Below are 14,285 nucleotides of genomic sequence, written 5' to 3'. Positions count from 1 at the left end.
CTGCGGTTGTTTTTGGGTTATGTGGGGGGTGTGCCGGCCCTATCGCGGGACAAGTCGGGGCGCCGAACCGCCGCTCCCACAGGTACCCCGTGGTCTGGGAGATCGGTGGGGTATCGGTGGGAGCGGCGGTTCGGCGCCCCGACTTGTCCCGCGATAGGGCCGGCCCAGACAGCGCGTGATCATGACTTGAGCCACAAACTTTCGAACCGCCAGGTACTGAACAGCGAGCGCTCCGGCTGCGCCCCGCCGACGCGGTTGCTGACGCTGTCGAGCAGGTCGGCGTAACCCCAGATCAGCATCCCACCGCGCTGGTACTGGATCTCTTGCGCGCGGTGCACCAGCACTTTGCGCTTCTCCAGGTCCGGCTGGGCCATGGCGGCGAGAAACGCCTCGCTGAATTGCGCGTCGTGGAAGTGGGTCTTGTTGGCCACCGCAAACGGCGCATCGGTATGGATGGCGCTGGCCAGGAACGGCGCACCGATGCTTCCCCCGGTGCTCAAGGTCCAGTCGTCGCGCTGCGGCCCCTGGAACGTTGCCAGGTCAACCTGGCGCACCTTGAGGGTGACGCCGATGCGTTTGGCCTGCTCGGCCAGTACCAGCGCCGAGGCGAGTCCCGGCCCGGGTGTGGTCACCAGCTCCACCTCGAGCTGTTCGTAGCCTGCCTCGCGCAGCAACTGCGCGGCCCGCTGCGGGTCGTGCGGCCGCGGGCCGAGGGCGTTGTTGAAGGTTGGGTCGAAGGGGGCGTACAGGTCATTCGCCACGCGACCCTGACCGTTCAGCGCACGGCGTACCAGCTCTTCACGGTCAGCCAGCAGGCGGAAGGCTTCGCGTACCCGTGGGTCGTCGAACGGCGCCTTGGCGGTGTTCATGTCGAACGACAGCCAGTTGCCACTCACCGACTTGAGCAGGGTCAGCCGCGGGTCGGCCTGCAGCACCTGCAGGTGCTCGGTGGACATGACGTTGGCCATGTCGATCTGCCCGGCGCGCAGGGCCGCCAGGCGCCCGGTCTGATCCTTGAAGTCGATGATCTCCAACTCGTCCGCGTAAGGCTTGTTCGGCTTGAAGTAGTTGTCGAAACGGGTGAACAGCGAGCGTTGCCCAGGGGTAAAGCTCTTGAGCTTGAACGGCCCGGCGCCGACTGGATTGCTGACCGGATGGTAGTCCACCGGCACGATGCCGCCGAAATTGACCCAGGTCTCGGGCAGCGGCAGGTAGCTACGGCCTTCGCGAAAACGCAGGCGCACAGTGCGCTCGTCGAGCTTCTCCAGATGGTCACGATCGACCCAGTGCAGCAGCGCTGCATAGGGCGAGGCCAGTTGCGGATCGGTGAGGCGGCGGATGGAGAAGATCAGGTCGTCGGCATCGATGGTCTTGCCATGGTGGAACTCCAGGCCCTGCTTCAGGCGCAGGGTCCAGCCGCTGGCATCGGCGTTGGGCTCGGCGAACTCGGCCAGGGCCAGGCGCGGCTGCATCTGCTCGTCCCATTCCCACAGTTTGCTGTACAGCGCAAAGCCTCGCACGATGCCGCTGCCGATGGGCTTGTGGGCGTCGAGGTTGCCGCTCTGGTTGCCGTCGATGATACCCAGGCGCAGGCGCCCGCCGTGGCGTGGCTGGTCGGCGACAGCGGTGGCCGGGCTGTCGCTGGGGCCGCAACCGACCAGCAGCCCGCCCGCCAGCACGCCGGTATGGCCGAGGAAGCTGCGCCGGCTCAGGGGGTAACCGTCCCTGGTCATGGGCTCAGGCTCCGTTGGCCGCGTGCAGTTGCACGGGCGTTTCAGGCAGGCGGGCGAGGGCGGCGCGCTCGCCACGGAAGTGCGGCAGGATGTGCTCGCCGATCCGATAGGCCTCTTCCAGGTGCGGGTAGCCGGCGAGGAAGAACAGGTCGACGCCGATGGCGTTGTACTCGCGGATCCGCGCCACCACGTTCTCGTAGCTGCCGACCAGGGCGCAGCCGGGTGGGATGCCGATGTAGCCCAAGCCGGTCCAGACATTCGGATGGATGAAGAAGTCGTCGATGCCGGGGGTATCGCCCTTGTCGGTAAAGCCTTGCTCGTAGCTGAGCTTGCGTGCCGTGCGCAGGCCAGCGTGGGCGGCCCTGGCCTTGACCGCGCCCTTGGCGATGCCTTCGTCGAAGAAGCGCTGCGCCTCGGCGCGGGCCAGGGTCTCGGTCTCGCGGGCGATCACATCGATCGACAGGCCGAAGCGGATGTCGTTGCGTCCGTACTTCAATGCGCGGGCGCGGATGTCGGCGATCAGCGCGGCGATTTCGTCCGGGTGCTCGGCGCGCATCAGGTAGAAGTCGGCATGCTTGGCGGCGAACTCACGCGCCGCGACCGACGAGCCGGCGGTGCAGATCAGCGGCAACTCGGCCTTCTTCAGCGGCCCGCGCAGGCCACCGCCGTCGGCGTGGTAGTACTTCCCGTCGTAGTGGAACTGCTCGTTGTGCCAGTAACCCCTGACGACATCCATGAACTCGGTGGCGCGCGCATAACGGTCATCGTGGCTTTCGTAGTCGCCGACCTGGCGCTGGATCGCGTCCGAGCCACCGTTGATGATGTTCCAGACCAGGCGGTTGCCGGTGGCTCGCTGGTAGGTCGCCGCCTGCTGCACCGCGACCCAGGGCGTGTAGTGATAGGGCTGGAAGGCCGTGACGAACTTCAGTGTCCGGGTCTCGCGGGCCAGCAGCGAGCACACCGTCCAGGGTTCCTCGCCGCTGGGGGCGTTGACCATCAGCGCGCCACCGAAGCCGTTGATCTCGGCGGCGCGGGCCACCTGGCCGAGGTAGTCGATGTAGGTGAAGTGATCACCCACGGCGAACCCCGATACCGCGCCGGTGCTCGGCCCGCCCGGGTGCCAGTCGCCGCGGTTGCGGCTGTCGCCGGGAAGAAACTGGGTTTCGCCATGCAGTGGCAGGCGGGTAAAGAACTCGATGCTCATGCCGGGCCTCCTTTACTGGACTGTAGGTTTGCAGATCGGGGTGATGGGTTCGCCGTTGATGACTTTGTGGGCGAAGGGGATCGAATCCTTGAGCGAGGCGTTGACGGTCTCGCTGTGGCCCAGGCCCTTGTACAGGTGGCCTTCGACGATGGAGCCGGCGTCGCAGGCGTCCTGCATCAGCTTGGCCTGGCTGGCGGCGGTGGGGGTCTGGTCCTCGGCGCCGGTGCCGATGAAGATCGGCTGCGCCAGCTTCAGCGTCGGGTAGGAGACCTGCGCCAGCCATGGCTTGAGCTTGTCGCCCTGGTAGTCCTTCTTGGAGTTGGCGGTGGTAAGGCCGGTACCGACCACGTCGCTGACCAGCGAGGACAGACAACTGCTGCGGGCCTGCTCGAACAGTGGCAGGGCCTTGTCGGTGTAGTGCTCGCGAGGGTCGATGCTCGGGTCGTACTGCTGCGCGGCGAGCAAGGTGTAGAAGCCATAGGCCAGGGATGGGTCGACCTTGTTGTTGTCCTGTTCACCGACGTTCTTCGAGCCGACGGTGTAGATCACCCCGGTGCCGATGCTGCCCCTGACCCCCAGCTCCGGCGCGTAGGTGGCGGCATAGGCGCCTGCGGCGAAGGCCCCGGCGCCGCCCTGGGACTGGCCGACGATCAGCACTTTGTCGGCCAGGCCCGGCACGCCGTGCACCACGGCACGCGCGGCGTCGAGGATGCCGTAAGCAGCGGTGCGGTTGTTCAGCAATGGGTGACCACCGGGCACGCCCAACCCTTGGTAGTCGGTGGCGACGATGGCGAAGCCCTCCTTGAGCCAGCGGTCGAGGTATTGCACGTCACGGTAGGAGCGCCCGGCCCAGGACGGCGCGCAGATGTCGGCGACGCCGACCGTGCCGTGGCCCCAGCTCAGCACCGGCCAACCGCCAGCGGGTGCCTTGCCCTTGGGGATGAACAGCGCCCCGGAAACCACGACCGGGGTCTTGCCGTCGCGTCCATCCAGCGAGCTGTAGAGAATCCGCTGGGCGCTGGCGGCGCTGGGCAGGCTCAGCGTCTGCTCCAGCGGCTCGCTGCGTAGCAGCTTGCCGGGGGCGGCGGGGATCACTTCGCTCCAGCTGTAGAACGCCGAGACACGGCCGTCGCCTTGCTGCGGGTCGGGCTTGGGGGCGTAGGTCGGGGCGGCCAGGGCGCTGATCGAAAAGGCCAGGGCGCTAAGGCTGAAAACGAGGGTGGCAGGCAGTTTCATGGACGGGTCTCTTTTCGGAAATTCAGGGTTGTTTGCTCAATTGCGTGGCGACCGCAGGCCAGTAGCCGGTGAGCTGCAGGTCTTGCAGGGCCTGGCGGGTGAAGTGGGTGGCGAGGTCGTGGCGAATGTCGTAGGGCGTGCGGATCAGTCGGTTCTCCAGGGCGTAGCGGGCCAGGGCCTGGTAATGGGCTTCGAGCTGGGCGTCGGTCTTCGGTGCCCAGCGGTCTTTCCAGGCCACCGGGTCGTCCTGGTCATCGCGGCGCAGCACGCTTTCGGCGATGCCGGCGCGAGAGGAGAGCTTGTAGTAGGCGTCGCGGTTCTCTGCCTGGGAGATCCACCAGGCGGCCTTGACCCAGGCGGTGGCGACCAGTTGGGTGAGGTCGGGGTGCTGCTCGACGAACAGGTCGGTGCCGAACAGGTCGGAGACCAGGCGCCAGTCGTTGGCGCCTTGCTTGGTCGACCAGAGAATGCGCGCCACGCCTTTGTCTTCCAGGGCATAGGCTTCGTTGAGCAGCACGGCGGCATCGACCTTGCCGGCGGACACCGCGGCGGCGCCAACCTGCGGGTTGAGGTTGGCGATCTTGAAGTCGGCCAGGCTCAGGCCCTGGCTGTGCAGGAAATTGCTGAAGGCGAACTCCCACGGACGGCCACGGTGCAGGGCCAGGCGCTTGCCCTTGAGGTCCTGGATGCTGCGCACTGGCGAGTCGGTGGGCACGACGAGGTAGATGTTGTTGCCGCTGCCACCGGGCACGACCAGCTTGCCCGGCACACCACCGGCACCGGCGATCACGGTCGGCAGGTCGCCGCGCACGGCGAAGTCCAGGCTGTTGTTGCTGAAGCCCTCGTTGATCTGCGGGCCGGCGCCGGCGTGGGGCAGGGCGACCCATTCGAGCTTGACGCCGCGCTCGGCCAGTTGTTGTGCCAGCCAGCCCTCTTCGATGACCCGGCCAGGGATGCCGCCGAATACCGGCGCGCCGCCCTGGGTGAAGGCGACGATGGCGATGCGCACGGCGGGCGGGGCTTCGGCGGCGACGGTGGAGAAGCTCAGTAGCAGGCCGGTGAGCAGGGCCAGGGCGTGACGCCAGGGGTTGTTCATATGCGGCTCCAGGAGGTGGTGGTGCGGTCGGGGCTGCGGTGCAGCCCATCGCGGGGCAAGCCCGCTCCCACAGGTACCGCGCGGTTCTGAGGACCTGCGCTGAACCTGTGGGAGCGGGCTTGCCCCGCGATGGCCGCACAGCGGCCCCAACCACCAACAGGGTGTTACCTCCCCTTGAGCGAAATGCATGCCAGCACCGGCCCGGATCCGCTCCAGCCCCGGTGGCACTAAGCCTTCAGCCCTGCGACCCAGAGCCCTCGCGATGGCCTGGCTGCTGATCCCTGCGCAGGCCATTGCTGGCCCGTTGCTGCTCCAGCAGCAATCGAGGTGTTGATTTTTTCAATATGTAAATTTCGAATATATAAATATTTATTAATAATTTTTGGGTCTAAATTTATTCGTGCACTATGAGGGCGCGCTTCAACTGCCAGGAATGCATCATGTCGCTGATCACTCACCCCAATGCCCGAGAGCTGACCAAGTCGGTACGTGCCACCGTGCTCGTCTTCAAGGACCCACGCTCGCAGGAGCTGCTCAGCCGCATCGAGCGCCTGGCCCCGAGCGAGGCCAACACCCTGATCATCGGCGAGACCGGCACCGGCAAGGAGCTGGTTGCCCGCCACATCCATCACCTGAGCCGCCGTGGCCGTGAGCCGTTCGTAGCGGTCAACTGCGGCGCTTTCGCCGAAACCCTGGTCGAGAGCGAACTGTTCGGCCACGAAAAGGGCGCCTTCACCGGCGCCACCTCGAACAAGGCCGGCTGGTTCGAGGCCGCCAATGGCGGCACGCTGTTTCTGGATGAAATCGGTGACCTGCCGTTGAACATGCAGGTCAAGCTGCTGCGCGTACTGCAGGAGCGCGAGGTAGTGCGCCTGGGCTCACGCACGCCGATCCCGATCAATGTGCGGCTGGTGGCGGCGACCAACGTCAACCTGGCCGACGCGGTGGTGGCCGGGCATTTTCGCGAGGACCTGTTCTACCGCCTGCACGTGGCGACCATCCGCCTGCCGCCACTGCGCGAGCGACCTGGGGATATCCTGCCGCTGGCCGAGTTCTTCATCGAGGAGCACTGCCGACGCCTGGGCTATGACCGCGCATCACTGAGTCTCGAGGCTGAGCGCAAGCTGCTGGCGCATAGCTGGCCTGGCAACATCCGCGAGCTGGAAAACGCCATCCATCACGCGCTGCTGGTGTGCAGGCAGCAGGTGGTGGCACCGCAGGACCTGCACCTGGTGGACATGCGCCCGCAGGCGGTGTTGCCGGGAGAAGTGGCCGTGACGGCGGGATTGCCAGTAACGGCAGCGGCGCCGGTGAGCCTGGAAAGCGCACTGCTGGCACTGTTCGAGCAGAACGTGCCGAACCTGTACGAGCATATCGAGGAGACGGTGTTTCGCGCGGCCTACCGCTACTGCCATGGCAACCAGTTGCAGACTGGGCGTTTGCTCAATATCAGCCGCAACATCGTGCGGGCGCGGTTGGAGAAAATCGGTGAGCTGGGGAAAGCCGGGTAGGCGGGGCTTGCTCGGCATGGGCCGTGGGGTGCCTGAGCACCCCACGCAGCCCGCTTAGCCTTCGTACCCCAGATTCGGCGCCAGCCAGCGCTCGCTCACGCTGACATCTTGGCCTTTGCGGGCGCTGTAGCTGTCGATCTGGTCCTTCTCCACCTTGCCGACGGCAAAGTACTGCGCCTGCGGATGGGCGAAGTACCAGCCGCTGACCGCCGCCGCCGGGAACATCGCGAAGTGCTCGGTGAGGAACACGCCGCTGGGGCCGGTTTCGCCGATGGCCGTGCCATCGAGCAGGCGGAACAGGGTCTCTTTCTCGGTGTGATCCGGGCACGCCGGATAGCCCGGGGCAGGGCGGATGCCGCTGTACTGCTCCTTGATCAGCGCATCGTTGTCCAGTTGCTCGTCCTTGGCATAACCCCAGTAGTCTTTGCGCACCCGCTCGTGCAGCCATTCGGCGCAGGCCTCGGCCAGGCGGTCGGCCAGCGCCTTGACCATGATCGAGCTGTAGTCGTCGCCCTTGTCCTGGTAGGCCTTGGCCACTTCCTCGGCACCGATGCCGGCGGTGGTGATGAACCCGCCCACATAGTCGCTGATGCCACTGTCCTTCGGTGCGACGAAGTCGGCCAGCGACCAGTTCGGCTTGCCGTCGGGCTTGATGGTCTGCTGGCGCAGGTGGTGCAGGGTGGCCAGCGGCTTGCCGTCGTCGCCATAGACTTCGATGTCGTCATGCGCGACCTGGTTGGCCGGCCAGAAACCGAACACCGCGCGGGCGCTGATGAGTTTTTCACTGATCAGCTTTTCGAGCATGTCGCAGGCATCCTGGTACAGCGCGGTAGCCGCTTCGCCGACCACCTCGTCGGTGAGGATGCGCGGGAACTTGCCCGCCAGGTCCCAGGAGATGAAGAACGGCGTCCAGTCGATGTACTTGGCCAGTTCGCGCAGGTCGATGTCCTCCAGCACCTTGACGCCGGTGAAGGAGGGCACCGCTGCCTGGTAGTTGGCCCAGTCGTACTGCGGCTTGGCGGCGATCGCCTGCGCATAGCTCAGACGCTCGGTGCGGGCGCTGCGGTTGGCGGTGCGCTCGCGCACTTCCACGTACTCCTGGCGGGTCTTCTCGACGAAGCCAGGCTTGAGCTCCTTGGACAGCAATTGCGTGGCCACGCCCACGGCGCGCGAGGCGTCGGTGACGTAGACCACCGCGTCGTTGGCGTACTTGGGTTCGATCTTCACCGCGGTGTGCGCCTTGGAGGTGGTGGCGCCGCCGATCATCAAGGGCAGGTGGAAGTCCTGGCGCTGCATCTCGCGGGCGACGTGGACCATCTCGTCCAGCGACGGGGTGATCAGGCCGGACAGGCCGATGATGTCGCAATTCTGCTCGCGGGCGGTCTGCAGGATCTTCTCGGCCGGGACCATCACGCCCATGTCGACGATGTCGTAGCCGTTGCAGCCCAGCACCACGCCGACGATGTTCTTGCCGATGTCGTGCACGTCGCCCTTGACCGTGGCCATGAGGATCTTGCCCTTGGCTTCGGGCTTGTCGCCTTTTTCGGCCTCGATGAACGGGATCAGGTGGGCCACTGCCTGCTTCATCACCCGCGCGGACTTGACCACTTGCGGCAGGAACATCTTGCCCGCGCCGAACAGGTCGCCGACCACGTTCATGCCGCTCATCAGCGGACCTTCGATGACTTCGATGGGGCGCGACGCTTGCTGGCGGCACTCCTCGGTGTCTTCGACGATGTAGGCGGTGATGCCCTTGACCAGCGCGTGTTCCAGGCGCTTGTCCACGGGCATCGAGCGCCACTCTTCGTTTTCCACTTCCTTCGCCGCGCCGCCACCCTTGTAGTCGTCGGCGATGGCCAGCAGGGCGTCGGTGCCTTCGGGGGTGCGGTTGAGCACCACGTCCTCGACCTTCTCGCGCAGTGCCGGCGGGATCTCGTCGTAGATCTCCAGCTGGCCGGCGTTGACGATACCCATGGTCAGGCCGTTCTGGATGGCGTGGTAGAGGAACACCGAGTGGATCGCCTCGCGGACCGGGTTGTTGCCACGGAACGAGAACGACACGTTGGACACGCCGCCGCTGGACAGCGCGTAGGGCAGGTGGTCACGGATGTAGGCGCACGCCTCGATGAAGTCGACGGCGTAGTTGTTGTGTTCCTCGATGCCGGTGGCGACAGCGAAGATGTTCGGGTCGAAGATGATGTCTTCGGGCGGGAAGCCCACTTCGTTGACCAGGATGTCGTAGCTGCGCTGGCAGATCTCGCGTTTGCGTGCCGCGGTGTCGGCCTGGCCGACCTCGTCGAAGGCCATCACCACCACGGCGGCGCCGTAGCGCTTGCACAGGCGGGCGTGGTGCTTGAACTGCTCGACGCCTTCCTTCATGGAGATCGAGTTGACGATGCCCTTGCCCTGGATGCACTTCAGGCCCGCTTCGATCACCTCCCACTTGGAGGAGTCGATCATGATCGGTACGCGCGAGATGTCCGGCTCGCCCGCGATCAGGTTGAGGAAGCGGACCATGGCGGCCTGGGAGTCGAGCATCCCTTCGTCCATGTTGATGTCGATCACCTGTGCGCCGGCCTCGACCTGCTGCAGGGCGACCTCCAGGGCTTCGGTGTAGTTTTCCTCGCGGATCAGCCGGGCGAACTTGGCGGAACCTGTGATGTTGGTGCGCTCGCCGACGTTGACGAACAGCGACTGGCGATCGATGGTGAACGGTTCCAGGCCCGACAGGCGGCAAGCCTTGGGAATGTCCGGAATGGCGCGCGGCGGGTACTTGGCCACGGCCTCGGCGATGGCCTTGATATGCGGCGGGGTAGTACCGCAGCAACCGCCGATGATGTTGAGGAAACCGCTGGCAGCGAACTCCTCGACCACCGCGGCCATTTCCGCCGGGGTTTCGTCGTATTCGCCGAAGGCGTTGGGCAGGCCGGCGTTGGGGTGCGCAGACACGTGGGTACCGGCCTTGGTCGACAGTTCTTCCAGGTACGGACGCAGGTCCTTGGCACCCAGGGCGCAGTTCAGGCCGACCGAGATCGGGTTGGCATGGCGCACCGAGTTCCAGAAGGCTTCGGTGGTCTGGCCCGACAGGGTGCGGCCGGAGGCGTCGGTGATGGTGCCGGAGATCATGATCGGCAGTTCGATGCCGTCATCCTCGAACACCTGCTGCACGGCGAAGATCGCCGCCTTGGCGTTGAGGGTGTCGAAGATGGTCTCGATCAGGATCAGGTCGGCGCCGCCTTCGATCAGACCGCGAGTAGCCTCGATGTAGTTTTCCACCAGCTCGTCGAAGGTGACGTTGCGATAGCCGGGGTCGTTGACGTCCGGGGAAATGGAGCAGGTGCGGCTGGTCGGGCCGAGCACGCCGGCGACGAAGCGCGGGCGGTCGGGGGTTTCGAGCGTCTTGGCGTCGGCTACCTGGCGTGCGATGCGCGCGCCCTCGACGTTGAGCTCGTACACCAGTGCTTCCATGCCGTAGTCGGCCTGGGAAATCTGCGTGGCGTTGAAGGTGTTGGTCTCGAGAATATCGGCGCCGGCGTCCAGGTAGGCCTTCTCGATGGCGGCGATGACATCGGGCTGGGTGAGCAGCAGCAGGTCGTTGTTCCCCTTAACATCGCTTGGCCAATCGGCGAAGCGCGTGCCACGATAGTCGTCTTCCTCGAGGCGGTAGCTCTGGATCATAGTACCCATGCCGCCGTCGAGAATCAGGATGCGCTCCTTGAGGGCATGCTGGAGTGCTTGGAGACGAGCGCTGCGGTCGGACATGAGAACTACCTGGTCGGACAAATAACGGAAGTGCGGAATAATAACAAAGCTGCACGGATTTTAGGCGCATCGCCCGGTCTCATGAATTTGATTCATGTTGGTGGTGCCAAAGCTCAGTCCCAGGGACAGAAAGGCAAATCGTGACAGCTATCAAGAACCAGGACATTCGGCACATGGTGCATCGTTTTATCGTTGCCATCTTCGCCCTGCTCGTCAGCGGCGCAGCATTGGCGCAGGCCCCTCAATCGAGCTCGGCCATCTCTTATACCCGTGACATCCAGCCGATCTTCACCCAGAAGTGCGTGGCCTGCCACGCCTGCAACGACGCCGCCTGCCAGCTCAACCTGGGCAGCGCAGAAGGTGCCGAGCGCGGCGCCTCCAAGGTGCCGGTGTACCAGGGCGAGCGCAGCCAGGCGGTCGCCACCACGCGATTGTTCTATGACGCGCAGAATGAAGAGGGCTGGCGCAAGAAAGGCTTCTACTCGGTGCTCGACAATCAGGGCAGCCAGGCCGCGCTGATGGCGCGCATGCTCGAACTGGGCCACAAGACGCCGCTCACGCCTAACGCCAAGCTGCCCGAGGAGATCGTCCTGGGCCTGAACCGCAACAACATGTGCCCGCTGCCGCACGAGTTCGACGCCTATGCCGGTGCGCACCCGAAAGAGGGCATGCCGCTGGCGGTTACCGGGCTGACCGACCAGGAATATTCGACCCTGCAGCGTTGGCTGGCGGCCGGTGCACCGGTCGAGTACCAACCGATCCAGGCAAGCCCCAGCGAAGCGAAGCAGATCGCCGATTGGGAGGCGTTGCTCAACCGTCCGGGCTCCACCGAGGCGCTGGTCGGGCGCTGGCTGTACGAGCATTTGTTCCTGGCGCACATCTATTTCGTCGGCGGCGAGCAGGGGCACTTCTTCCAGTGGGTCCGCTCGCGCACGCCCAGTGGCCAGCCGGTCGACGTGATCGCCACGCGCCGTCCCAACGACCCGCCGGGCAATGACTTCTACTACCGGTTGATCCCGGTGCAGGGCGTGATCGTGCACAAGACGCACATCACCTACCCGATGGGGCCGCAGAAGCTCAAGCGGGTCAAGCAGCTGTTCTACAGCGGCGACTGGCGCGCCACCTCGCTGCCGGGCTATGGCCCGCAGCGCCGGGCCAATCCGTTCGAGACCTTCGAGGCGATCCCGGCGGTGGCGCGCTACCAGTTCATGCTCGACAACGCCGAGTATTTCGTGCGCACCTTCATCCGTGGCCCGGTGTGCCGCGGGCAGATCGCCACTGACGTGATTCGCGACAACTTCTGGGCGCTGTTCCAGGAGCCGGCCCATGACCGCTACGTCACCGATGCCGCCTACCGCGGCCAGGCCACGCCGTTGCTGGCCATGCCGGGGCAGATCGACGATGTCGGCAGCGTGCTGAGCCTGTGGCGTGCCTACCGCGACAAGCGCAACGACTACGAGACCCTGCGCCGCGAGGCCTACGCCGAAATGCCAGCGCCGAGCTGGTCGACGCTGTGGGCAGGCAACGACAACGCCTTGCTCAGCATCTTCCGCCACTTCGACAGCGCCTCGGTGAGCAAGGGGCTGATCGGTGACGTGCCGTTGACCATCTGGCTGTTCGACTACCCGCTGCTGGAGCGCACCTACTATCAATTGGCGGTCAACTTCGACGTGTACGGGAATGTCTCGCACCAGTTGCAGACGCGCCTGTACTTCGACCTGATCCGCAACGGCGCCGAGGTCAACTTCCTGCGCCTGATGCCGGCCAACAAGCGCGGCGCGATCCTCAGCGACTGGTACCAGAACAGCGGCAAGGTGAAGATGTGGCTCGACTACACCGACATCGACACCGATACCCCAAGCGCTCTGCAACTGAACGAGCACAATGCCACACGCGACTTCGGCCTCAAGCTGCTGCAACGCACCGGCAGCCTGAACGCAGCACCCGATCCGATCAACCGCTGCACCGGTGCCTACTGCTCGCGACCACAGATGAACGAAGAGTTTCGTGATGTGGAGCAAAGCCTGAGCCGCCTGGTGTCGCGCCCGGCGGCCGGGCTCAAGGTGATCGGCCAACTGCCCGAGGCGACCATGCTGCGCATCGAAGGGCAGGGCGGTCAGCGTCAGGTCTACAGCCTGTTGCGCAACCGCGCGCACAGCAACGTCGCCTTCCTGCTGGGCGAGGCCTATCGCTACCAGCCGGGGCTGGACACCCTGACCCTGTATCCGGGCGTGCTCAGCAGCTACCCGAACTTCATCTTCAACATTCCGGCCAGTGACGTACCGGAGTTCGTCGAGGACATGGAGGCTGCGCGTGACGACCAGGGCAAGTTCGAGCGTATCGTCGAGCGTTGGGGCGTGCGCCGCAGCCACCCGCAGTTCTGGCGGTACTTCCACGACCTGAACACCTACATCAAGGAGACCGAGCCGGTGGAGGCGGGTGTGCTGGACATGAACCGCTACGAGAACCTCTGATCGATTGCCGGGAAAGGCGTCCGACCTTTCCCGGCTTTCTGCGGTCGGACCTGTGGGTGGCCCCGGCGATGCGTTGCAGCCCATCGCGTGACAAGCTCGCTCCCACAGGCGGGAGCAGGCGGGTTCCGTGATTGGCGCGAGCAGTGCTCGCCTGTGGGCCTGAATGCACCAAGAACCGCAGGACAACCCATGCTGTATTCGCTTCAAGCGCTTCGGGCGTTCGCCGCCTGGGTGGTGGTCTGCCACCACTTCATGCAGATCTTCTTCGATTTCAATGCCAAAGGCCCCGTCGGCCGCCTGCTCGCCGAGCGCGGTGCGGTGGGGGTCGACATCTTCTTCGTCATCAGCGGCCTGGTGATCTACCTCTCGACCCGCGACAAGGAGATCGCCCCGCGCGAATTCCTGCTCAACCGCGCCTTGCGCATCGTCCCGGCGTACTGGTTCTACACCTTGCTCATGGCGCTGCTGTTGCTGGTGGCCAGCCGCTGGATGCCGCATCAGGTGTTCGAGTGGCAGCACCTGGTGCTGTCGCTGTTGTTCGTGCCAGCGGAAAACCCGGGTGGCTATGGGCTGTACCCCACCCTCAATGTGGGTTGGACGCTGAACTTCGAGATGTTCTTCTACCTGTTGTTCGGCCTGGCGTTCCTGGTACGCCAGCGTCATCACCTGGTGCTGGTCACCGCGGCGCTGCTGCTGGTCAGTGAGGTACTGGGGCGCCTGGGTGTGCTCAGCCGCTTCTACAACAACGACATCATTTACGAGTTCCTGCTGGGCATCGGCCTGGGTGTGCTGTACCGGCGCGGGCTGATCCGCGAGGGGCTTTGGCTGCCGCTGGCGGTGCTGGCGGCGGCTGGGTTTGCGCTGTACCAGCTCGACGCCTCGCAGCGCCTGCTGCACTGGGGCCTGCCGAGTGCGATGGTGGTGCTGGCCTTCATCGCGCTGGAGCCGTACTTTCGCGGCAATCGGGTGCTCAAGGCGCTGGGGGACTGTTCGTATTCGGTGTATCTCACCCACGTGCTGGTGCTGTGGGGCGGCTGGTTCATCAGCCAGCGGTTGCGGCTCAATCCGTACCTGGTGTTCGCCTTCTGCGTACCGTCAATCGGACTAATGTCGTGGTTCAGCTACCAGTGGCTGGAGCGCGGCCTGTATCGGCGCCTCAAGGCCTGGTTCGGGGCGCGCGGGACACGGCAGGTGGCGCCTGCACTATCCCGAGTCAATTACTAGGACTTTGTTCGAGGCCTGGCTTGGCGTACACTGGGCGGCAAGTCT

Annotated in this window: 8 protein-coding genes; 3 read left to right on the top strand and 5 right to left on the bottom strand. The window is 65.2% G+C overall.

From position 1 onward, the window contains the following. Positions 1-179: 179 nt before the first annotated feature. Genes APH44_RS01120 through APH44_RS01105 form a run of 4 tightly spaced genes read right to left on the bottom strand, consistent with a single transcriptional unit; the run spans position 180 to position 5,269 of the window. Positions 180-1,733, bottom strand: a complete 1,554-nt coding sequence (locus APH44_RS01120) for an ABC transporter substrate-binding protein (RefSeq protein ID WP_054890844.1) — start codon at positions 1,731-1,733, stop codon at positions 180-182. A gap of 4 nt (positions 1,734-1,737) precedes the next feature. Beyond that, positions 1,738-2,937, bottom strand: coding sequence for an LLM class flavin-dependent oxidoreductase (locus APH44_RS01115; RefSeq protein WP_054890843.1), 1,200 nt, complete (start codon positions 2,935-2,937; stop codon positions 1,738-1,740). Between the two features lie 12 nt (positions 2,938-2,949). After that, complete coding sequence (locus APH44_RS01110) at positions 2,950-4,173, bottom strand: lipase family protein (protein ID WP_054890842.1); 1,224 nt, start codon at positions 4,171-4,173, stop codon at positions 2,950-2,952. Between the two features lie 22 nt (positions 4,174-4,195). Next, positions 4,196-5,269, bottom strand: coding sequence for an ABC transporter substrate-binding protein (locus APH44_RS01105; RefSeq protein WP_054890841.1), 1,074 nt, complete (start codon positions 5,267-5,269; stop codon positions 4,196-4,198). A 440-nt stretch (positions 5,270-5,709) separates the two neighbouring features. On the opposite strand from APH44_RS01105, the gene APH44_RS01100 reads away from it, so the two are divergent. Further along, positions 5,710-6,780: a sigma-54-dependent Fis family transcriptional regulator gene (locus APH44_RS01100; RefSeq protein ID WP_054890840.1), complete on the top strand. Its 1,071-nt coding sequence runs from the start codon at positions 5,710-5,712 to the stop codon at positions 6,778-6,780. A gap of 54 nt (positions 6,781-6,834) precedes the next feature. Here APH44_RS01100 and metH read toward each other — a convergent pair whose 3' ends face one another. Further along, positions 6,835-10,542 carry a methionine synthase gene (metH, locus tag APH44_RS01095; RefSeq protein WP_054890839.1) on the bottom strand — a complete coding sequence of 1,236 codons (3,708 nt, stop codon included), beginning with the start codon at positions 10,540-10,542 and terminating at the stop codon, positions 6,835-6,837. Between the two features lie 173 nt (positions 10,543-10,715). Between metH and APH44_RS01090 the strand changes: the two genes are divergently transcribed. Continuing rightward, positions 10,716-13,016, top strand: a complete 2,301-nt coding sequence (locus tag APH44_RS01090) for a fatty acid cis/trans isomerase (protein WP_054890838.1) — start codon at positions 10,716-10,718, stop codon at positions 13,014-13,016. Between the two features lie 189 nt (positions 13,017-13,205). After that, complete coding sequence (locus APH44_RS01085; RefSeq protein WP_054890837.1) at positions 13,206-14,240, top strand: acyltransferase; 1,035 nt, start codon at positions 13,206-13,208, stop codon at positions 14,238-14,240. Positions 14,241-14,285 lie beyond the last annotated feature (45 nt).

The organism is Pseudomonas sp. NBRC 111143, from assembly GCF_001320965.1.
Taxonomy (GTDB): Bacteria; Pseudomonadota; Gammaproteobacteria; order Pseudomonadales; family Pseudomonadaceae; genus Aquipseudomonas; species Aquipseudomonas machongensis.
Note: the sequence above shows the minus strand (reverse complement) of the source record. Positions and strands in the feature narration are given on the sequence as shown.